Annotated in this window: 21 protein-coding genes; 11 read left to right on the top strand and 10 right to left on the bottom strand. The window is 62.9% G+C overall.

The genetic code is table 11. The annotated features are described in order from the left end of the window. Positions 1-42: 42 nt before the first annotated feature. Positions 43-645, top strand: coding sequence for a response regulator (locus ACPWR9_RS25215; protein WP_426301766.1), 603 nt, complete (start codon positions 43-45; stop codon positions 643-645). Positions 646-702: 57 nt separating this feature from the next. Next, positions 703-2295: an ATP-binding protein gene (locus tag ACPWR9_RS25210; RefSeq protein ID WP_426301764.1), complete on the top strand. Its 1593-nt coding sequence runs from the start codon at positions 703-705 to the stop codon at positions 2293-2295. A gap of 17 nt (positions 2296-2312) precedes the next feature. Here the strand turns inward: ACPWR9_RS25210 and ACPWR9_RS25205 are convergent, their stop codons facing one another. From ACPWR9_RS25205 to macA, 3 genes are all read right to left on the bottom strand, one after another. Continuing rightward, positions 2313-3752, bottom strand: a complete 1440-nt coding sequence (locus ACPWR9_RS25205; RefSeq protein WP_426301762.1) for an efflux transporter outer membrane subunit — start codon at positions 3750-3752, stop codon at positions 2313-2315. Positions 3753-3789: 37 nt separating this feature from the next. Then, entirely contained in the window at positions 3790-5838 is a 2049-nt protein-coding gene (locus ACPWR9_RS25200) for a MacB family efflux pump subunit (RefSeq protein ID WP_426301841.1), read from the bottom strand. A gap of 71 nt (positions 5839-5909) precedes the next feature. Continuing rightward, complete coding sequence (macA, locus tag ACPWR9_RS25195) at positions 5910-7121, bottom strand: macrolide transporter subunit MacA (RefSeq protein WP_426301759.1); 1212 nt, start codon at positions 7119-7121, stop codon at positions 5910-5912. Between the two features lie 239 nt (positions 7122-7360). Here macA and ACPWR9_RS25190 point away from each other — a divergent pair, with 239 nt between their 5' ends. Continuing rightward, positions 7361-7996, top strand: coding sequence for a trimeric intracellular cation channel family protein (locus tag ACPWR9_RS25190; RefSeq protein ID WP_426301757.1), 636 nt, complete (start codon positions 7361-7363; stop codon positions 7994-7996). Positions 7997-8005: 9 nt separating this feature from the next. Here ACPWR9_RS25190 and ACPWR9_RS25185 read toward each other — a convergent pair whose 3' ends face one another. Then, the gene (locus ACPWR9_RS25185; RefSeq protein ID WP_426301755.1) at positions 8006-9304 is read right to left on the bottom strand and encodes a citrate/2-methylcitrate synthase; all 1299 of its coding nucleotides are present in this window, start codon (positions 9302-9304) and stop codon (positions 8006-8008) included. 226 nt (positions 9305-9530) lie between these two features. Here ACPWR9_RS25185 and ACPWR9_RS25180 point away from each other — a divergent pair, with 226 nt between their 5' ends. From ACPWR9_RS25180 to ACPWR9_RS25170, 3 genes are read left to right on the top strand one after another with little or no spacing between them, the layout of a single operon-like run. After that, positions 9531-10895, top strand: a complete 1365-nt coding sequence (locus ACPWR9_RS25180; protein WP_426301753.1) for an MFS transporter — start codon at positions 9531-9533, stop codon at positions 10893-10895. Between the two features lie 23 nt (positions 10896-10918). Then, positions 10919-11908, top strand: coding sequence for a 4,5-dihydroxyphthalate decarboxylase (locus ACPWR9_RS25175; protein WP_426301751.1), 990 nt, complete (start codon positions 10919-10921; stop codon positions 11906-11908). A 56-nt stretch (positions 11909-11964) separates the two neighbouring features. Continuing rightward, a complete protein-coding gene (locus ACPWR9_RS25170; protein ID WP_426301749.1) occupies positions 11965-12729 on the top strand; it encodes a class II aldolase/adducin family protein in 765 nt (254 codons plus the stop codon). A gap of 49 nt (positions 12730-12778) precedes the next feature. Here ACPWR9_RS25170 and ACPWR9_RS25165 read toward each other — a convergent pair whose 3' ends face one another. The 3 genes from ACPWR9_RS25165 to ACPWR9_RS25155 form a co-directional block, all read right to left on the bottom strand. Further along, entirely contained in the window at positions 12779-13459 is a 681-nt protein-coding gene (locus tag ACPWR9_RS25165; RefSeq protein WP_426301747.1) for an HAD family hydrolase, read from the bottom strand. A gap of 86 nt (positions 13460-13545) precedes the next feature. Further along, the gene (locus ACPWR9_RS25160) at positions 13546-13878 is read right to left on the bottom strand and encodes a winged helix-turn-helix transcriptional regulator (protein WP_426301745.1); all 333 of its coding nucleotides are present in this window, start codon (positions 13876-13878) and stop codon (positions 13546-13548) included. Positions 13879-14017: 139 nt separating this feature from the next. Then, positions 14018-15181, bottom strand: coding sequence for an enolase C-terminal domain-like protein (locus ACPWR9_RS25155; protein WP_426301743.1), 1164 nt, complete (start codon positions 15179-15181; stop codon positions 14018-14020). 127 nt (positions 15182-15308) lie between these two features. Here ACPWR9_RS25155 and ACPWR9_RS25150 point away from each other — a divergent pair, with 127 nt between their 5' ends. Genes ACPWR9_RS25150 through ACPWR9_RS25130 form a run of 5 tightly spaced genes read left to right on the top strand, consistent with a single transcriptional unit; the run spans position 15309 to position 18904 of the window. After that, positions 15309-15494 carry a hypothetical protein gene (locus ACPWR9_RS25150; protein ID WP_426301741.1) on the top strand — a complete coding sequence of 62 codons (186 nt, stop codon included), beginning with the start codon at positions 15309-15311 and terminating at the stop codon, positions 15492-15494. Between the two features lie 52 nt (positions 15495-15546). Next, positions 15547-16533, top strand: a complete 987-nt coding sequence (locus tag ACPWR9_RS25145; RefSeq protein ID WP_426301739.1) for an ABC transporter substrate-binding protein — start codon at positions 15547-15549, stop codon at positions 16531-16533. Further along, on the top strand, positions 16530-17399 hold the full coding sequence (locus tag ACPWR9_RS25140; RefSeq protein WP_426301737.1) for an ABC transporter ATP-binding protein: 870 nt from the start codon (positions 16530-16532) through the stop codon (positions 17397-17399). The genes ACPWR9_RS25145 and ACPWR9_RS25140 overlap by 4 nt, the downstream gene beginning before the upstream one ends. Continuing rightward, positions 17396-18148, top strand: coding sequence for an ABC transporter permease (locus tag ACPWR9_RS25135; RefSeq protein ID WP_426301735.1), 753 nt, complete (start codon positions 17396-17398; stop codon positions 18146-18148). Before ACPWR9_RS25140 ends, ACPWR9_RS25135 begins: the two co-directional genes overlap by 4 nt. 21 nt (positions 18149-18169) lie before the next feature. Continuing rightward, positions 18170-18904, top strand: coding sequence for an ABC transporter permease (locus tag ACPWR9_RS25130; protein ID WP_426301733.1), 735 nt, complete (start codon positions 18170-18172; stop codon positions 18902-18904). 27 nt (positions 18905-18931) lie between these two features. On the opposite strand, the gene ACPWR9_RS25125 is transcribed toward ACPWR9_RS25130, so the two are convergent. The 3 genes from ACPWR9_RS25125 to ACPWR9_RS25115 form a co-directional block, all read right to left on the bottom strand. After that, on the bottom strand, positions 18932-20113 hold the full coding sequence (locus tag ACPWR9_RS25125) for a GGDEF domain-containing protein (protein WP_426301731.1): 1182 nt from the start codon (positions 20111-20113) through the stop codon (positions 18932-18934). 129 nt (positions 20114-20242) lie between these two features. Then, on the bottom strand, positions 20243-21028 hold the full coding sequence (locus tag ACPWR9_RS25120; protein WP_426301729.1) for an alpha/beta fold hydrolase: 786 nt from the start codon (positions 21026-21028) through the stop codon (positions 20243-20245). 56 nt (positions 21029-21084) lie between these two features. Continuing rightward, complete coding sequence (locus tag ACPWR9_RS25115; RefSeq protein ID WP_426301727.1) at positions 21085-21510, bottom strand: organic hydroperoxide resistance protein; 426 nt, start codon at positions 21508-21510, stop codon at positions 21085-21087. Positions 21511-21607: the final 97 nt, after the last annotated feature.

The following is a 21607-nucleotide window of genomic DNA, read 5'->3' as shown; positions in this document are numbered from 1 at the left end:
TAGTACGATTTCGGCATTACACGAAAAACTAGGGCCAGCGGGATGACTTCTCCCACCAAAGTGTTCTGCATCGAAGACGATATCGATTCGGCAGACCTGCTTCGCGAAGACCTGACCGATCGCGGTTATGTCGTTAAAGTCGCACACGACTTCACGGCAGCACTCGCCACATTGGCGGCATTCATGCCCGACATCATCGTGTGCGACGTCAACGTGCCCGGCATGACCGGCTTCGAATTTCTCGAAAGCGCGCGCAGCATCATTCAGGGCGAACGCAAGATCCCGTTCATCTTTCTGACCGGCAACGCCGACAAAGCCTCGATCATGCGCGGCCACAGCACCGGCGCCGACGAATACATGCTCAAGCCGGTCGATTTCGACGTGCTCGACACCGTCATCCGCAAATACACCCACCACGACGAGCCGGACGACAGTGGCTCGCTGCCCTTCGGCATCACCAAACGTGAAGTGGAAATTCTGCAATGGTCGGCGCGCGGCAAGACCTCGGCCGAAATCGCCATCATTCTCGATCTGAGCAAGCGCACGGTCGACTTTCACATCGACAACGCCCGCGAAAAGCTCAACGTCGCCACCCGCACAGAAGCCGTCGTGCGCGCCGCACTGCTCAACATCATTCAGTTGTGATCGCCGCTGCCATCGCCCGCCGCACCCGCCTAAGCTCAGCTCGACCGGATTCCTCGCATGCCTAAAGCGTCCAAGTCACCGAACACGAAGCTCCCCCTTCGGGGGCGAATGTATCTCCTGCTCGCCATCTGCCTCGTCGTCATGGTCGCCGTGGGCGTGGTGGTCCACCGCGAAGTCGACACGGCGCAGCGCACAGCCCTGGCCGCTGAGCGCGCACAGATCGAGAATCTGAGCGTGCTCGAAGAGCTCAACGACTACATCTCAGACTTCCGCACCGTCGAATCCGAAGCGCTCGCGCCAATGTCGCCCAAAGCGCTCGCCGCGATTCGCAGCGCCGCCGACGAGTTCGACGACAAGATCAAAAACGCCTCCGAGCGCTACCAGAAGCTGCTGGTGCACGACGAGTACCGCCTTGCGTTCTCGAAATTTCAGTCGCAATGGGCGCAGTACCGCCGCCTCTCGAATCAAGTCTTCCAACTGGCGCAAAACGGCAAGCTTAGCGATGCCGCCAAACTCTACCGAGGCGATTCGAACGCCAAGTACACACTGGCGAACAGCACCTTCGGTGCGCTGGTATTCCGTAGCACCGAAGGCTTGATTAAGAACGTGGAGACGAAAGACCGAGCCGCCCACAACCGCCTGCTGCAAATCGACGCGCTGATCGCCGCGATGATTCTCGTCACGCTGGGCTGCCTCATCTACGTGGATGCAGCAATGCTGCGCCCGTTCACGCGCCTGATCCACTTGGCAGGCAACGCCATTTCGGGCAAGAACAAGACGCGCCTGCCGTGGCTCACGCGCGGCGACGAAGTCGGCACGCTGTCTCGCACGATTGCGAAGTTCCAGGAAAGTACAGCGTCGCTCGTGCGCAATCAAAAGCTCGCCACCGCCAAGAACACCATTCTCCAGCGCGCGCTAGCCAATGAAGAGCGGCTCAATAACTTCCAGAAAACCTTCCGTTCGATGGCGTCGCACGAGTTCCGCACGCTACTCAATGTGATCGATGGCCACGCGCAGCGGCTGTTAAGTCCGCGAAACGAAGAAGCCGATTCGCGCCCGCGCTACACGAAGATTCGCGAAGCCGTGGCAAAACTCAACAACGTGATTCAGAACTGGTTGGAAGCAGCGCAAAGCGCCTCGCTCGATGATCCCAAGTTCGGCAAGCGTTCGGAGTTGTCGCTCGTGGCGCTGCTCGAAGATGTGCGCGATGTCGGTTCGGACATGTTCCCCAACGCGACCATCACGGTGACGCCGACAGCAGACCTCGACAGCCGCATGATCGGCGACAGCAACGTGCTGTTCCATGCATTTATCAACATCGTGAGCAACGCAACGAAGTACACGATGCTGCCGCCTGCCATCGACATTGGCGTGGCCGACGCGGGCGATGCGCTGCGTGTGGTGTTGCGCGACAACGGCACTGGCATTCCGGAAGACGAACTCAAAGAGATCTTCCAGATGTCGTTCCGTTCACGCAGCAATGCCGTGCTGGAAGATGGGTCTGGGGTGGGGTTGGCGGTTGTGCACGCCGCCATCGAATTCCATCAGGGCACCATCGAAGTGACCAGTCAGGTCGGCGTGGGCACGACGTTCACAATCACGCTGCCGAAGGCCCCAGTCGTTACGGACACCACCGAGGCCAACGCGTAATCGCCACGCCCGCGGCATCAGCCAGCCGACGGACTCACGTCGCTGGCATTGCCCCCGCCGCCCAGCGATTTGTACAACGCCATGCGGTTGTTCAACCGGTTCAGGCGTACCAACGCGTCAGCGCTTTGCGCGTCGCGCACGCGCTGCTGTTGATCCAGCCAAAGTTGCACCCCCGTCGCCCCCGCCAGAAAGCGCGAGCGTGCCAGCGTCTCGGCACGTTGCGCTTGTGCGAGCGACAGCGCCCGCTGTTCACCCTCTCGGGCCAGTTGCTCACGCGCCGACAACGCGTTCTCGACCTCACTAAGCGCCGTGTAAAGCGTCTTGCGGAACAACACCACGGCTTCGTCGAACTGCGTCTGCGAGACCTTGATGTTCAACTGCATGGTGTTCCACTGAATGAACGGCAGTGTCAGCCCGGCGCCCAGTGTGCCGATCGGGTTCGTCAACACGCGCGACAAGCTCGTGCTCGTGGTGCCAGCCTGCCCGGTCAGCGTGAGCGTCGGATAGAAGCTCGTACGCGTCACGTCGACGTTTGCCAGATATCCGCGCAGACGCCATTCCGCAGACCGCAAATCCGGGCGACGCCCCAGCAAGTCGGCGGGCAAACCGGCGGGCACCTCCGGCAACGGCTGGCCCGGCAATGTCGAGGGCTCAGCGGCCGACTGTTCCGGCGGACGGTCGAACAGGATCGCAAGCGCGTTGCGGTTCTCGGTGCGCTGTTGCAAAAGTTGCGTAATCGCGGCGCGCTGCACGGAAAGGTTCTGCTCTGTCTGCGCGACGTCCAGGCCCGAGACCGCGCCTGCCGCATACTTTGAGCGCACCAGCGCCAGCGTGCGCTCCGCATAAGCGATGTTGGCTTCACCGTAGGCGATCTGCTGATTCAGATAGCCGATCTGCCAATAGAACGCTGCCGTCGTCGCGATCAGTGAAATACGCGCCGTCTCGCGGTCGGCTTCGGTCGCATCGGCTTCCCAGCGAGCGGCATCGCGTTGCGCGGCCAGCTTGCCCCAGAGGTCGAGCTCATAGCTCGCCTGTGCCTGTAACTGATTTGCCTGCGCCATCCGGTGCGTGTCGAGCGTACGGCTGATCTGACTATTGGACCCGACACTCACGCCCGGCGTCAGATTCGTATCGGCAAGGCCCGCCTGCAACTGCGCCCGGTACACACGAATGCCCGCCGCCGCCAGATCGTTGTTCGCGGCGAGCGCGTCGGCGATAAGCCGGTCGAGCACCGGGTCACCAAAGGCACGCCAGAAATCCGGCGCGATGGCCTGCGGTGCGGGCGTGGCCGTGGATGTAGCCGTGGATGTGGCCGTTGCTGCGCCGGGCACCGGCGCCCCGGTCCACTGCGCGGGTACCGCCACCGCTGGCAGCGGGTCGTGACGTACGCCCGCACACCCGGCGAGCACAACTACCGCGCTGGCGAGCGCGAGGACCGTACGGGACACACGTGGCATAGCGGAAATAACTGGAATACGGATCATCAGTACAACCTCAATCGCGCGCAAGCGCTTCAACCGGATCGAGCCGCGCGGCATTACGCGCTGGCATGAAACCGAAGACCACACCGATCAACGTCGAGCACAGGAATGCCGTCACGATCGAACCCATCGAAAACACCATCTTCCATTTGGCGACGAACAGCGAGAAGACGAAGCTCGCGCCGAACGACAGCGCAATACCGATCGCACCGCCCATCAGACACACCATCACGGCCTCGACCAAAAACTGCTGCATGATGTCGCTCTGCCGCGCGCCGACGGCCATGCGGATACCGATTTCCCGCGTACGCTCAGTCACCGACACAATCATGATGTTCATCACGCCGATACCGCCCACCACCAGCGAAATCACAGCAATCAGCGAGAGCAGCAGCGTGAGCGACTGGCTGGTCTTTTCGACCGTTTTCACCACGCTGTCCATGTTGTAGGTGAAGAAGTCTTTGCGTCCATGGCGCTGCGTCATCAGCGTCTCGAGGCTCTTCTCGGCGATCTTGCTCGGCTGGCCGTCGCGCACCCGCACGGTGATGCTGTCGACGTTGCGCTGCCCGAACAGGCGTCCGCTGGCCGTCGTGTACGGCACCCAGATGTTCAGGCTCTTCATGTCGCCGAATGCGCTCTTCTTTTCTTCCGTCACGCCGATCACCACGCACGGCAGGTTATCGACGAAGATCACCTCGCCCAGCGGGTTCGGGTTGGCGGGGAAGAGCTTGCGACGCGTGTTGTCGTCGATCACGGCCACCTGCGCCTGACGGCGCACTTCGTCGGGACCGAAGGCAATGCCCTGCTTGATCTTCATGCCGCGCACTTGGAAGAAGTGCTCGCCGACACCGGTCACCGTCGCATTGGCGTCGATGTTTCGATAACGCAGTAACAGGTTGCGGGCGGTCTCGGGCGTGACGCTATCGACATAGTTCTGCTCGGCAAGCGCACTCACGTCTTCCGGCACCAGCGTCTGAATCGTGCCCGCGCGGCTGTCCCCCCAGTCTTTGCCGGGATAAATGTTGATGGTGTTCGTGCCGATGCTGCCGATTTCCGCGAGCATGTAGCGCTTGGCCCCTTCACCGATGGCGACGATCGACACCACCGACGTGATGCCGATGATAATGCCCAGCATCGTCAGGAACGTGCGCAAGCGGTGCGAAATCAGCGCGATCCACGCCATGCGGAACGCTTCGGCAAAGCGGCCGACGCCCCCCGTCCAGCGACGCCCGTGCATCGGCGAGGTGTTGGCAAGCGCGTCCTTCTTGCCGGGCGATGCGGTCCCGGCATCCGTCGAATCGCTGACGTCGGCCACGGCGTCGCCGCCACCCGCTTGAACCTCACTGGCGTGCGCCTCATGCGATGTCGCACCGTCGTCCACCACCGGTGTGTTCTGGCGGTCAGCTACGACTTCGCCGTCGCGAATCTCGATGATTCGGCGCGCGTGTGCCGCCACGTTCTCATCGTGCGTGACGATGATCACCGTGTGCCCGAGCGCATTGAGTTCGCGCAGAATGCGAATGACTTCCTTGCCGCTGCGCGTATCGAGCGCGCCGGTCGGTTCGTCGGCGAGAATCACTTCGCCGCCGTTCATCAGCGCGCGCGCAATACTCACCCGCTGCTGCTGGCCGCCCGACAACTGGCTGGGCCGGTGTTCCGTACGATCCGCCAATCCCAGTCGGGAAAGCAACTGCTGCGCCCGTGCGCGGCGTGCCGCATGCGGGGCCCCGGTGTAGACCGCTGGCATTTCGACATTGCCCGCCGCATCCAGATGCGGGAGCAAGTGATAGCGCTGGAAAATGAACCCGAAGTGTTCGCGGCGCAGTTGTGCGAGGGCATCCGCATCGAGATCGCGCGTCTCGCGCCCGGCCACACGGTAACTGCCTTCGCTCGGGTGATCGAGACAGCCGAGAATGTTCATCAGCGTCGACTTGCCCGAGCCCGACGCGCCCATGATCGCAACGATCTCCCCGGCTTCGATGGTGAGATTCACGTTGCGCAGCACGACGACGTCGCGCTCGCCAGCCGGAAACCGCCGCGTGATACCGGTCAGCTCCAGCATCGGATGCTCCGCCGAGTGTGGCGTGGCCGCGCTGGCCGTAGACGGATGGGACATGGTTTGATGCATTGCGATTACCCTACGCGGACCGAAGCACCGGACGCGTCAGGCGCATCGACACGCGCCTCTTTCACGTCTCCGGCCTCGCCAATGACCACTTGCTCACCGGCAGCCAACCCTTCGGTCACTTCCACCTTCACGTTATTGTTCAGCCCAGTGCGAACTTGCCGTGTCACGACCTTGCCGTCAGCCCCCACGACGCGCACGTCGTAACGGCCATCAGCCTGCTTCTTACCCAATGCGGCCACGGGGATGCTCAGCGCTTGCTTGGCGGTACTCAGCAGCACATTGACCTGCGCGGTCATCGAGATGCGCAGCTTGTGATCGGGGTTCGGCACTTCGAACAGCGCGTTGTAGAACACCGCCGTGTTGCTGCGAGAACCGCCCAGACCACCGAGCGAGCTTTGCGTATCGAGGAAGTTCTGCGGCGCCGGTTCGATCGCGCGCAACTTGCCGTAGTAGCGCTTGTCGGGCTCGCCCAAAATCGTGAAATACGTCGTCTGGCCGGGCGAGACGCGAATCACGTCGGCTTCCGAGACCTGTGCCTTGACGGTCATCGTGTCCAAATCGGCGAGCTTCAGAATCACCGGCGCTTGCTGCTGCGCGATCACGGTCTGGCCTTCTTGCGTGACGATGGCCACCACTTGTCCGTCCATGGGAGCGACGATGCGGGTGTAACCAAGGTTGGCGCGCGCCGACTCGATCTGGATTGCGGCAGAACGAATCTTCGCTTCGAGCGCCGCCAGATTCGCGCGTTGGGCGTCGAGATCCGCCTGCGCCGCTTCGAACTCCTGACGCGACGTCGCATCGTCCGGCAGCATCTGCTTTTGACGGCGGAACGTCAGGTCGGCTTTCGCCAGTTGCGCCTGCGTGGCGCGGCGTTGGGCCTGCAAATCCTGTTCATTGGCTTCGGCCTGACGCAGTGTGTTCTGCGAGATGACCGGATCGATTTCAGCGAGCCATTGCCCTTTGGTCACCTTGTCGCCCAGCTTCACTTTGAGCGACTTCAACTGCCCCGATACCTGCGCGCCGACATCCACCTGCGTGAACGCAACCAACGTACCCGTGGCAAGCACGGCGTTTTCAAGATCGCTACGCTCCACTTTGGCGGTCAGATACTGCGGCGGCTTCGGCGAGAGCGCACTGCGAAGCCCGAGAATGACGAGAACGGCGAGCACTACAAGGCTGGTGACGAGATACGGCCGACGTCGAATGAACTGGATCATGGAGCAAAGGCACCGTTCGGAGCACGAAAAGTAGAGAGTTTAAGGGCTTTGGCGTGTCGGGAAGGCGTTCACGTCACCGAGTGCGTTAGAAGATTTCGTTGAAAGGAGTGTCTCATCGGCGCGTGACGCTGAAAACTTGTACAAATCACAGTTGGCCTTGGCGTGCGGGTCAGGCAGTGTGCGCAGCAAGTCAGCGCGCGGTGGATGATATATTTCCCCCCGCACTTCAGGGGTCATTCATGAAAACCGAAATCTTCTACGCCCTTTATCTGATCGCCATCGTGACCGAAGCCATGTCGGGCGCGATCATGGGGATGCAGCGCGGCATGGACCGCTTCGGGCTCGCCTTCGTCGGCATGGTCACGGCACTCGGCGGCGGCACCATCCGCGACGTACTGTTCGGCCGCCATCCGCTCGTGTGGATCGCGCATCCGGAGTACCTGTTGCTCACGCTCGGCGCGGCCACGCTCGCGTCCATCGTCGCGCGCCATATCCACCGGCTGCGCATGACCTTCATCACCGTGGACGCCATCGGGCTTGCCGCCTTCACGATTCTCGGCTGCGATATCGGCATGACGGTGAGCACCAGCCCGGTGATCGTCGTGCTGGCGGGGGTGCTCACAGGCATTGGCGGCGGGATGCTGCGCGACTTGCTCTGCGGACAAGTGCCGCTGGTATTGCGTCGCGAGATGTATGCGAGCGTGGCGTGTATCGCCGGTGCGCTCTACGTCGGCATGCTGCACTTTGGCGTGGAGAACGGCATCGCGACGGCTATCGGCTGCGTCGCAGGCTTCGTCATTCGCATGCTGGCGGTGTGGTTCGGCTGGCGCTTCCGTACGTTCGAGAACGACGCCCCGGCAGAACCGCTGCACTGACGAAATGGATTACCGGGCCGGTGCGACAGGCGTTTCCACCGGCCCGCCGAAACCGTACTTCGCACGCGGTCGCAGCATGAACGCCTGCGTGCGCTGCTCCATCACATGGGCCACCCAGCCTGCCGAGCGTCCCACGATCCAGATGGCGGTCGCGGTGCCATCCGGCAAGCCAAGCGCCCGCGCGAGCACCACGATGCCCATCGCCAGTCCCGGATGCGCACTCAACTCGTCTCGCATACGCGCGAGAAAGTCGAGCGTCAGACGCGTGTCTTCGGCGCGCCGCGCATCAGCCCCCTTCACTTCGCGCGCCTGTGCGGCCAATTGCAGCATCAGGTCGGCACGCGCATCGCCGCCCGGATAAAGCGGATGGTTGAAGGCGAAGAGGCTCGCGCCATATTCGCGCACACGGTCCTTGCGCGAATCCAGCGCGTCGAGCGGCTCGCATAACAACAGCGTCTCGATCTTCTGCGTGCTGGTGCCCGTCGAAAACCCGATGTGCGAGCCGATGGCAGCGGCCACGCAGCTGAACAGATCGGCATTGGTCGAAGCCGCCACACGCGCGGCAAATGTCGCCGGTGCGAGTTCGTTGTCGGCGGTCAGCACCAGCGCGGCATTCACCGCGCGCACGTTCTCCGGCGTCACGTCGCCTCCTGCCGCGCGCAGGATCTGCGCAGCCACCGTCTCGTCGTCGGCGCGCGCAGTGTACTCACGCTTCGGCCCGAGAAACCCCACGCATCCGGCCATGCAATGCAGCATCAAGCGTGCCGCCTGCACCGCACTGCCGTCCGCAATTTCACGTGGCCCGCGCCCGTGCATGGCCAATGCAAACGGCACCATGCCAAGCAGATTGCCGATATCGCCGCTGGCCACTTCGCCGTTATAGGTCGAGAGAAAACGCAGCACGTCTGGCGGTGTGTCCACCTGCGGCCAGACGGCGATACTGTCCTGCCAGATACCGGTCATCAGCAAATGCACCACCGATTCAAACGAGGCCCCGGCACTTGCAAGGTCCGTCGCCATCCGGTTGCGATACTGCGGCCCGTGCGGCGTGATCTGCGTGATGGCCGTATGCAATACCGGGTCACCGAATCGCAGCGTCGATTCCGCCACCGACCCCGTCGGTGCACGCCCGCGCTTGCGCGTGCCCAAACGCTCCACATCGCGGCGCAGATAGAGGCTCTTGCGACCGTCTTCGTGTGGACGCGCCCGAATCAGCCCACGGCTCACATAGGCGTACAACGTGGCCGGTTTGATCTCCAGCAAGGCCAGCACTTCCTCACGTGTCATCAAGTCGTTTTGCTGCGTCATTGCGTTCTCCGTGGAAACCCTCGCCTCTCGAAACCCTTACCAGGCAAGGCTTCCCGACATGCGTTCGTCAAAGTTTCGACACATGATGCCACATTGATATTGACTTTAAAAATCAATATTGATAAACACAAAATCGGCCAGTAAAGTCAACTCCGAACACACAACAAAGGCACTGCGGGGCCGGACGTCGTCCGGCGCTCAGCGGGCCGAGCATCGGAGACAAGGCATGGCCCAGGACACTTCACCGGGGTACGCGCAACGCATCGACGTTCGCGACACCCTGCAAGCCGCCCCGCTCGGGGCCTATCACTTCAAGCTGGCGATTCTGCTGGCGCTCATCCTGCTGTTCGACGGCTACGACCTCTACAACGCCGCCTACATCGTTCACGACGTGTCGTCGCTCTGGCACATGTCGCCAAGCCAGATCGGCGTGCTGCTCTCGTGCGGACTGGCTGGGTTTGCGGCGGGCTCTGCTGTCTCGGGGCTGTTCAGCGACCGCATCGGACGCCGTCGCGTGTTGCTCACCGGCATCTGGCTCGCGGGGCTCTTCAGTCTGGCGATTGCGCTCTTCGCACACGATCTGACGACCTTTATCGCGTTGCGCTTCCTGATGGGCATCTCGCTCGGTTTGCTCATGCCGGTGGCGGTCACCTATATCAACGAGATCGCCCCCAAGCGCAGCGCCAACGTCTTCACCATCGTGTTCTTCACCTGCGGCTGGATCGGCGGGGCCACGGCGTCGGGCTTCATCGCCGCGTGGTTGATTCCGCAGTACGGCTGGCAAAGCATGTATTTCGTGGGGGCGTTGTCGGTCGTGCTCGCGCTGGCGTTGCAGTTCGTGTTGCCGGAGTCGGTGTCGTTTCTCGCCAGCCGCGGCCATCAGGAGGCGGTACGTGCGCAACTCACGCGTCTGTGGCCTGCCCGTGCCGCCGAGTTTGCGAATGCGACCTTCACCTCGCCCGACGCCGGGGTCAAAGCCGGCTCAGTAGCGGCGCTCTTTTCCGGCGCGTTCCGTCGGCAAACGTTGTGCTTCTGGGCGATGGGCGCGTTGTCGTTGTTCTCGTCGTACGGGCTCTCGGGCTGGCTGCCGACAATCATGCTCAAGCGTGGGGAGAACCTCTCGACGAGCTTTGCTTACGGTTCGTTGCTCGTGTTTGCTTCGGCGTTCGGTAGCTTGATCTGCGGTGTCGTCGCCGACCGCATCGGCAACCGCCGTCTGGCCATGTCGCTGGCGTGGCTCGCCGGGGCCGCCGCGATTGCGGTGCTCGCTGTCGCGACCGGCGGCAAGGTGACGTTCTTGGGCATTGTGGTCGCCGGTATGTTCGTGATCGGCACGCAAACCGTGCTCAACAACCTCGTCGCGGTGAGCTATCCGACGGAGATTCGCAGCACTGCCGTGGGGCTCTATCTGGGCATCGCGCGAGTCGGTGCGATGTGCGGCCCGGCGATTGCTGGCGTGCTGCAACAGGCCACCGGTGGCGCGGGCGCGATGTTCGTGGTGTTGGGCGCCGCGCTGGTCACGGCGGCTGGTCTCGTGTTTCTGGTTGCAAGGCCCGAGAACCTGCCCCAAGCCCCGGCCTACGGTCACTAACGCGGCGCGCACACGAAAGCCATATGTCCAAGCTCACCCTCTCGCTGGCCGTCAACGATTACGACCACGTGCGCGACCTGCTCACGGGCCGCATTGCCGCCGAAGGTATCGATCTCGTGCCCTCGGTGTTGCCGGTCGAAGAGATTTTCTATCGCACGACCCACTTTCAGGAGTGGGATCTCTCGGAGATGTCGCTGGCGAAGTACAGCGCCTTGCGCTCGCAGGGCGATGACCGTCTGATCGGCCTGCCCGTCTTTCCGTCACGGGTGTTCCGGCTCTCGTCGCTGTATGTGCGCAGTGACGGCAGTGTGTCGTCGCCTGCCGACTTGCGCGGCAAGCGCGTCGGCGTGCCCGAATGGGCGCAAACCGCTTCGGTGTATTCGCGCGGGTGGCTGGCGCACGATCAAGGCGTCGCGCTCGAAGATATCGAATGGGTGCAAGGCGGCGTGAATCAAGCAGGCCGTCGCGAGAAGGTCGACGTGCAGTTGCCGCCCGGGGTGCGCTATCGGCCGTCGCCCGAGCGAGCGCTCACCGCCTTGCTGCTCGACGGCGAAATCGACGCCATTCTCAGCGCGCGGCCGCCTGCGCCGCCACCCGGCAGAGAGAACGAAGTGGTCCGCTTGTTCAAAGATTTTGCGGCAGAAGAGCGCGCCTATTTCGACAAGAGCGGCATCTTCCCGATCATGCATCTGATCGTGATGCGTCGCGACGTGTTCGCCGCCAACCGTTGGATCGCAGGCAATCTGTTGAAAGCGTTCACGCAGGCGAAAGACGCCAGTCTGGCGCGCCTCGACGACATCACCTGTTCGCACTTTCCGCTGCCGTGGATGAGTCAGCACGCCGCTGCGGCCCGCGGCATGTTTGGCACCGACCCATGGCCTTACGGCATTGCAGCGAATCGCACCACGCTCGACGCCTTCTTGCATTTCGCCTTCGAACAGGGCGTGTGCCAACGCCCTATGCAAGCCGACGATCTGTTTCCCCCCGAGATGCACGCCGCCGTACGGATCTGATACCGCGCGCCTGCGCTCGCTAACGTTTTCCGCTGGATTTATTTGCCCTGACCATCATGACGCAAGCCACCACGCCCTACACCCCGGCCATCACCGAGCACGACGCGCAGTGCGTTTCACAATTGCTCGAAGACCTAGCCGCCGCGAATCACATCCTCGCGCATCACGAAGTGCTCGACGGCTTCGGCCACGTGAGCGTGCGCGACCCACGCAACCCGCAACACTTCCTGATCGCGCAGTCGATGGCGCCGGAGCTGGTGACAGCAGATGACATCCTCACGCTGGATTTCGACTGTCAGCCGGTGGACGGCGATACCCGCAAGCGCTATCTGGAGACGTGGATTCACAGTGAGATCTACCGCGCGCGTCCCGACGTGATGTCGATCGTGCACAGCCACGCGCCGTCGGTCATCCCGTTTGCGGCGTCGAGCGTGCGGCTGCGTCCGGTCTATCACATGGCGGGGTTTCTCGGCAGCGGCTCGCCGGTGTTCGATATCCGCCATTGCTTCGGCTGCACCGACATGCTCGTGCGCAACAGCGATCAAGGCAAAGCGCTGGCCGACACGCTCGGCGATTCCGACGTAGCGCTCATGCGCGGTCATGGCTTCGTCGCTACTGGCCCGTCGCTGCCCGCATCGGTCTATCGCGCGATCTACACAGAGTTGAATGCCGACATGCAGTACAAGGCCGTCACGCTCGGTGGCGATGTGACCTATCTGGACGAGGAAGAAGGCAAGCGCTCGACCGCCACCAACCTCGGTGTGATCGAGCGCCCATGGACGCTGTGGAAGCGTCAGGTGGAGGAGTTTCGGAAAGCGTAACCTCGACGCGACAAGCTAGGGCGCGAGCCACAACTCGCGCCCACGAGCTTCAATGACGTCCACCCGCTTGCATCGCACACACTAGTTCAGCCACTTCCCCGACATGCTGTTTCACTGCGGCCTTGCCCACGGCAGCCCAGCCGTCGAACGACGTGGTGCCGCTTACCGTACCGATGAAACCTGTACCGGCTTGCTCGGCTGCGCGCGCATCGACATCGTGGTCGCCGACGTAGATCGCCTGTGTGGCCGGAATTCCCAGTTGACCCAGCGCATAGGTAATCCCTTCGGGGTCAGGTTTGTGTCGCTTCACATCGTCGCCACCGACGATCATGTCGACATGCGAGCGCAAACCCGCCCGTGTGAGAATCGCATCGATGCGGTGACGGAATTTGGTCGAGACGATGGCTAGCGCCAGTCCCTGCTCACGCAATGCCGTTAGCAGCCCCGGCACTTCGGGATAGATACGCGTCGACTGCACCATGATCTCGTCGGCACGCGCGACGAAGTACTGTACGAACGCCTCAGCGCGCGTCGCATCCGTGTCGCCGCTTAGCGTGTGGTACATGATCGGCAGCGAAAGCCCGATCACGCCGTGAATCTGTGCGGGCGTCACGGGCGCGCATTCGAGGCGCGCCAGCGCGTGCTGGGTACATTCGATGATCGCTTCGGACGAGTCGGCCAGCGTCAGATCGAAATCGAAAATGACCGCCCGGATAGTTTGCGTCTGCATACGTTGTGTCGCGTGTTTGTCGTGATGTGTGTGAATGGCACCGGGTGCGAACGCGCGTTGCGCGAGCTAAGCGCACTGGCATGGCGTCAGCCCGACTTCGCCTGATCCGCCGCGTCGACCCCATCGGGATTGCGGGCAGCCCACTGCTTAGCCCAGCCCAGCAGCGGCTGTAGCGCCACAGAAAGCCGTTGCCCTTCTTCGGTCATGCGATAGCCGCCCTCAGCGTGCTCGACCAGCCCGGAAGCCTTCAATTCCGTCAGTCGGGTATTGAGCAGGCGCGCGTTCGTCTCGCACGCCTCTTGCAGCGCCCGAAACGTCATCGGCGCACCGCGTAGCTCCCAGAGGATTCGCAACGCGGTGCGCCGTCCCAGCAAGTCCAGCACGACCATAATGGGTCGGCCCGACTTCGATCCGCGCACGGATTGTCCAATTTTTGGCGTCGTCATGCTTTACAAAGTAAAGCGCCATCCCTAAGCTGTCAATCGTTCGAGTCATGGAAACCTCCATGCAATCTCTTCTTCTGATTTCCGGCGCTATGCCATTGATGCGTCACTCACTTCAATGCAGCGCCTGAAACGCACGCCATATCGCCGGGTTCGTCTCGAACCCGATGCCGGGCCCCTGTGGCACGCCGGTATGGCCTTGCACCACTTGCAACCCCTCGGCCAGCCCCGCGAACGGCGCGAAGGCGAATGGCGTGACTTCCGCGCCGCCCAGTCCGAGTGCTGCGCAAAGGTGCAGCGAAAACAGATGGCCGCCGTGCGGCCAGAATGCACCGCGTGCCCAACCGGCTGCCGTCATGGTCTCGATGATGCGCAGATAGCCCGGCACGCCATAGCAATGCACGGGATCGAAGACGAGCACGTCGCGCGATGGACGCAAGTCGCCGTAGCGCGCAAGCAACGCCGCTTCCGCGTGAGAAAACAGCGCCTCGCCCGCCGCAATCGCACCGCCGTAAGCCGATGCAATCTCGGCCTGCGTGGCGAAGTCGAGCGGGTCGCAAATATCCTCGAACCAGTGAAGTCGATACCCGGCGAGCGCGCGGGCCGCCGTAAGTCCAGTCGCAAGATCGAATCGGTTCATGGCGTCGACCGCCAGATGACTCGCGCTCGACAGTTGCCGAGCTGCGGCATCGATGCGACGCAGATCCTGATCCAACGGGTCGCTGGCAATCTTGATCTTCGCGTGCGTGAAGCCAAGATCGACGCAGCGCCGAATCTCGTCGGCCAAGCGCGTCAGGTCGTCGCTCGGGTATCGGTACCCGCCGCCGGCGTAGACCGCAACGCGAGGCGCATCGGTGACTTCGCAGCCCAGCTTTTCCGCGAGGAACCGATACAGCGGCACGCCCGCAATCTTCGCTGCGGCATCCCAAATCGCCATATCCAGCGTGCCGACGGCCACACAACGCTCGCCATGACCGCCGGGTTTCTCGCCGTTCATCATCACTGTCCATGCCCGGATCGGGTCGAGATTGCTGCCGTTATCGTCGGCAAGATCGCGATCCGTCGCAGCCAGCAGACGCGGCGCAAAGCGCTCTCGAATCAACCCGCCCTGCCCGAATCGTCCAATCGACGCGTAGCCGTAGCCGATGACAGGTTTGCCGTCGCGAATCACGTCGGTCGTCACCGCGACCAAGCTCGTCGTCAGGCCACCAGACGCAATGGCCGGATCGCTGTAGCGGGAAACCGGGATGGTGCATTCGCGAATCGCGGTAATGCGCATGGACAACCTCGTAGGGGAGACAGGGAGCCTGCCGAGCGGTTTCGATTGAAGTGCATGAACATGGTGTGCCAGACGATTCACCGGCTCGGCACAACGCGCCGTCAATACTAACCACGAACACGGGAACATGCAGATCAACGCTACGCGCGACTACGGTGAGGGCTCAATGCTCCATATTGTGGGCTTGCGCATTGCGAACGACGTCCCGGAAAGCGAGCGTGAAGGTATGATTGAGCGCTTTCTGCGTTTGAAGGACGATGGCCAGCGCTACCCGCGGCCCGATGCTTGCGCAGCAAGGCGCACTCGTCTTTGACTTTTTTCCCGGCGCACGGTGATGCGCCGGCTGGCTTGACCCGGAGTAGATGATGAAAAGGCTGTTCCAACTCGCTCACCTGTTCGCACTGGCGGGCGCTCTCCTTCTGCCGGCTTCGCGTGTCGCCCACGCCGAAGAGATTTCCGTCACCCAATGGGGCAGCAGCCTTTACGGCCTGCCTTATGCGGTAGCGATGGATCACGGCCTGTTCAAGAAGGCGGGGATCGACATTACCGGCATCATCAGCTCGGGCGGCGGCGGCACCACGGTGCGCAACATCCTCGCGAGCAAGACGCCGTACGGCGAAGTCGCGGTCTCGGCCGCACTCGCCGCGGCGCGGCAGGGTCTGGACATCGTGATCGTCAACGTGGGCACGCGCAGCGTTGCCGAAGCGTCGATGGTCACGATGCCGGGAAGCCCCATCCACACGCTCGACGATCTCGTGGGCAAGAAAGTGGCGATCACCTCGCCCAAGAGCGTGTCCGAGATGCTCTTTCTGATGGTGCTGCGCGAGAAAGGCATCGACGCCTCGAAGGTCACCCGCGTCGCCTCCGGCGGCTACGTCAACGGCATGACCATGCTCGAACAGGGCGCCGTCGTGGGCGCGGTCGCCATCGAACCGCTCTCGATTCTGCGCAAGTCGCAATACCGCACGCTCTATCGTGCGGGTGACGTGCTCAAGCCGATGACGACGTCGGTCGGCATCACGACGCGCGCGTTCGCGCAATCGCATCCCGACACCCTGCGTGCAATCATCGCCGGGCGCCGCGCTGGGGTCGACGCCACGTATGCCGACCCGGCCGGTGCCGCGAAACTGCTCGCCGCGCAATTCAAACTGATGCCGGACGTCGCCAAAGAGGCCGTCGACAACATGGTCCGCTCGCATATGTGGAGTCAAGGCCAATTCGATCGGGCAGAACTGGATCGCGTGGCCAGCGGGCTCAAACTCATCGGCGAGATCAAAGACGACGTCGACTGGGCGAAGCTGATCGATTCGCGCTTCCTGCCAGCCGACGTGCGGGCGAAGGGTCAGCTATGACCTCGCAGTACCCCGGCCCGCGTTTGCATCTGGTGGAGGGTGCCGAGACGCCGCTCGCCAGCCGCGAGCCACATGCCGTGATCTCCGGCGTGACGAAAGCGTTCGATACGCCCAATGAGAAATCGGGCAAGAAGGCACCGATGCAAGCGCTCGGCCCCGTCGACCTGACCTTGCGCCGTGGTGAATTCTTCTCGGTCGTGGGGCCGTCCGGCTGCGGCAAGTCGACGTTGCTCGAACTGATTGCCGGGCTGGCGAAGCCGACCACGGGCACGGTGCATTTCGAAGGCCAACCGGTCGTCGGCGTGCCCGATGGCGTCGGCGTGGTGTTTCAGGAAGACGCGTCCTTCCCGTGGCTGACCGTGCGCGAGAACATCGGCTTCGGCCTGCGCATGGCGGGCGTCGACGGCGCTGAAATTGCGCGTCGCGTCGGCTACGCCCTCGGCTTCATGGGGCTGCGCGACTTTGCCAATGCCCACCCGGCACAGCTCTCCGGCGGCATGCGTCAACGCATGTGCATCGCCCGCACGCTCGTCATCGAGCCGCGCCTGATTCTGCTCGATGAGCCGTTCGGCGCACTCGATCAGCAAACGCGCATGCTCATGGGCGACGAGTTGCTGCGGCTGTGGCGCGAGACGTCGGCGACCGTGCTGCTGATTACGCACGCGCTCGACGAGGCGGCTGTGCTGTCCGACCGCGTCGGCGTGATGTCCTCGCGCCCAGGCCGCTTCATCGACATCATCGACACCGGCTGGGAGCGCAATCGCGACAGCCGCGTCGTTGCCACACCGCGCTTCGGTGAGATCACGTCGCGCCTGTGGGAAACACTACGCGTCGAATCGCTCAAGGCGATGCAGACATCGCCATGATTCGCGCCGAACGCCTCATCCGTATCGCCGTTGTCGCGGGGCTCGTGCTGCTTGTCGAAGGATTGTGCCGCTCGGGCACGATTGCGGCATCGGTCATGATCGCGCCGAGCGCGATGGCCATGCATGCCATCGAGATCCTGCGCGAAGGACGCTTTACGCACGACATCGTCACCAGCTTCGCGTGCATCGCCGCGGCTTCGGTCGCGGCCGTCGTCCTTGGTTTCGCCTCGGGACTCGCCATCCACGCCATGCCGGGTGTGCGCCGCGCACTGGAACCGCTGATCGCCAGCTACTACGCGGTGCCGACTTTCGTGTTCTATCCCGTGTTCATCGTGTTGTTCGGCGTGAGCGTACTACCGATCATCGTGATCGCCACGCTGCTGGCCGTGGTCTCGATGATGACGGCGACGATGACGGGCCTCGACCGCATTCCCCGCTCGTTCTCGAAAACCGCACGCGTCATGCGGCTCACGCGCTGGCAATCGGTATGGCACGTGCAGTTACCCGCCGCCCTGCCCCACATGTTCACCGGCGTACGGCTTGCCGTGTCGCATGCGTTTATCGGCGTCATTGCGTCCGAGTTCATTCTCTCGGGATCGGGCATCGGTTACGCCATTAGCTACGCGTACAACAATTTCGAGAATGCCGACATGTATGCCCTGATGCTCACCGTGCTCGTGACGGTAACGCTCGTGGGTGGCGTGCTCAACCACATCGATGCGCGCTTTCAGGCGCGCAGCCGCCACTGATCGGGTGCCGTTCGCATGGACATGAAGAAGCCCAATCATCTCGGCACACTCGCCGTCTTGCTCGTGTTGATCGCGGGCTGGCAAGCGGTGCATTGGTTTAACGGTGCTGCGCTTAGCTCGCCTGCTGCCACGGCGCGCACCCTTGGACAAATGATGGGCACCGCTTCGTTCTGGGACGACGCGGCAGAAACCGGCCTGGCGCTGATCTACTCGCTAGTGATCGCGGTAGCGGGCGGCATTGCGTTGGGGTTGGGGCTCGGATCGAACCGTCTGGCGGCCAACGTGGCCGAACCGATTCTGGTCAATCTGTATTCGCTTCCGAAGGTGACGCTCTACCCCTTGGTGCTGCTGATCTTCGGGCTGGGGCTTGCGGCCAAGGTGGCTTTCGGCGTCATGCATGGCCTGATCCCGATTCTGATCTTCACGATGAACGGTATCCGGCAGATCAAGCCCGTGTACTTTCGCGCGGCCCATGCAATGCATTTGTCGCGCATGCAGATCGCATTGCGTGTCGTGCTGCCTGCGGTGTTGCCGGAGGTGCTCTCGGGTGTGCGACTGGGGTTCTCGCTGTCGCTATTGGGCGTGCTGATTGGGGAGATGTTTGCCTCGCAGAAGGGGCTGGGGCATCAGCTCTCGAATGCCATGAATCTGGGCAACATTGACACGATCATGGCGGTGGCGCTGTTTCTGATGTTGTTTGCCCTCGCGGGCAATGCGCTGCTCATGACCGTCAGTCGGCGCTACGCGGCGCAGTGAGCGCCGCCGCGTGACGTCATTACGCCATCACGTGGACACCTGCATCAACGCGAGCGATCGATAAGCCACGGACGGTGCAACGACGACGCAGTTTCTGCCATTGGCTTTGGCGGCATAAAGCGCAGCATCGGCCCGGGCCATCACCGAGGCGAGCGTGTCGCCTTCACCGAATTCATCGACCCCGGCGCTCAGCGTCGACACCACGTCACGGCCTTGCACGCCGGTACCGCTTGCCGCCACGATGGCGCGCAACCGGTTGACCATCCGCCCCGCGTCTTCCCGCGTGGTCGCGGGCAGCAATATCGCAAACTCTTCCCCGCCGATACGCCCCACCAGATCCCCTTGCCGGACTTCGCGCGAAATCACCGACGCCACATGCGCAAGCGTCTTGTCGCCCGCGGCGTGCCCGTAGCGGTCGTTGGTGGTCTTGAAGTTGTCGATGTCGAGAATCGCGATGGATAAGGTCGACCCCGCCGCTACGGTGGACTCGAGAATCGCCTCCGCCCGTGCGATGAAGGCGCGTCGCGCCAGCACACCGGTCAGATCGTCGAACGTGGCGAGCCGCTCCATCCGGTCGGCGAGCCGGTCGTGCGCGAGCATCACCATGCCGACGGATAGACACGGCAACGTCAGCGTCGCCATGCCGAGGAACATCACGTTAAGCGGTGTCGCTTGCAGGAACACTTCCTCGTGCGCGAAGCCCAGCCCGTAGGCGAGGCAGCGCACCGCATGCACGACCGCGCCCAGCAAGGCGGCAATCGACACGAAGTAGTAGGCGTATTTGGGTCGACCGGCTGGCCGGTACTTCAGCACCATCCAGCCGATCTGAAAGCGGATGTAAGCGATGAACCCGGAGACCATGGCACTGCGCGCGTCCACGTGCGGCGACACGAACGTCCAATAGACCAGCAACACGAGAATGGCGACAACCGCCGCGTGCTCCCACTGGAACGATGTACGGGTATGAAGAAACTGCCGGAAACCTCGCAGGCCGAGCATCGAGGCGACCACCAGCAAGCTGCTCGCCACAACCACGATGCCATTGGTCGGGCCGAACAGCAGCAGTCCCGCCGTGATAGCCAACATGGCACTGGCAATGCCCCAAAGCCGTATGCCCGGTACACCCGTCCGAAACAGCGAGCCGAGAATGGCGACGCTCATGACGCACGACAGAATCGCGATGCTGATGAAAACGGCCGAGATGGACATAGCTACGGGACGGAGGTGTGTGTTTCACATATGTCCGCCAGCATAGCCGAAGTCGATGGCCCGGCATCGAGTTAGTCGCGTTCGCAACGAACCGGTGTCGGGCCTGCACGACACCGGCTTGCTCACACCTTACTTGTTCGTCGTGGCTGCTTGCTCGATCAAAGCGGCGACGACTGCCGGTTTTGATTCGTAAATCGCATGGCTGCCCGCCGTTTCCACAGCGGTGGCGCCGGCACGTTTAGCCATCATGCGCTGCGCGTCCGGCGGAATCATCTTGTCGTCCTTGGTGACCAGATACCAGCTCGGCTTCGCGCGCCACGCCGCTTCCGTAATCTGGCCGCCCAGCGCCTCCACGCCCCACGGCACCTGGGCATTGGCCAAGAATTCGGCACGGGCCGGTTTGACGTCGCCTGCGAACGACGCCGCGAACTTGGCCTTGTCGAGCATCAGGAACCCATTCACCGGCGGCAGAATCGGCGGCTGCGGTGCCCCCGGCGGCGCGCTGGAAATCACGGTGTTGACCGACTCGCCCTTATCCAGCGCAAACGCGGCGATGTAGACCAGGCGAGCAACCTTCGGGTCGTTGCCTGCCTCCGTAATCACGGCGCCGCCGTACGAGTGGCCTACCAGCACCACCGGGCCGTTCTGGGCATCGAGCACTGCCTTGGTCGCTGCCACGTCAGCGGCGAGCGATGTCGTCGGGTTTTGCACCACGCTGACGTTGTATTTCTTCGCCTTAAGCAGCTTGTACACCTGCTCCCAGCCGCCGCCGTCGACAAAACCACCATGCACCAGCACCACGTTATTAATGCGCTCAGCGAACGCTGAACTCGGTGCAACAACACCGACAACCAACGACGTGACACCCAACATGCCGACCACAGTGCGGCGCAGGGAGAATGAATTGGATCGCATCACAGACCTCTTTGAAGAATGGTGGAAAAGTCGGGGGAATGAAGCCGGGGGGAGGTTCAGGCGACGGCCAGGGCCACGTCGATGTTGCCGCGCGTGGCGTTCGAGTACGGACACACCTTGTGGGCTGCCGCCACCAGATCTTCGGCAGCCGCCCGCTCGAAGCCCGGTAAATGGATGGTCATGGCGACCTGAATGCCGTAGCCGGTCGGAATCGGCCCGATCCCTACCTGCGTGGTGATAGAGACGTCGTCCGGCACCTTGATCTTCATCGCGGCGCCAACGGCCTTCATGGCGCCGATAAAGCACGCCGAATAGCCTGCCGCGAACAACTGTTCGGGGTTGGTGCCCGGGCCCCCGGCGCCGCCAAGCTCGCGCGGCGTGGACAGCGTGACGGACAAGGCGCCGTCGTCCGAGGCCGCCGTACCGGCGCGCCCGCCCGTCGCGTGCGCCGTCGCCGTGTACAAAACTCTTTCGAGAGGCATTCGACCTCCTTCGCCAGTTCGATAAACCGATTCTGGTGAACGAAGTCCGGCGCGGCCAGTTAAGACTTGTTAAATGTTGTCAAAGCCGCACCGTGGG

This window comes from Pandoraea pneumonica (assembly GCF_049918595.1).
Classification (GTDB): Bacteria; Pseudomonadota; Gammaproteobacteria; order Burkholderiales; family Burkholderiaceae; genus Pandoraea; species Pandoraea pneumonica_A.
This window is presented reverse-complemented; position numbering and strand designations above follow the sequence as displayed.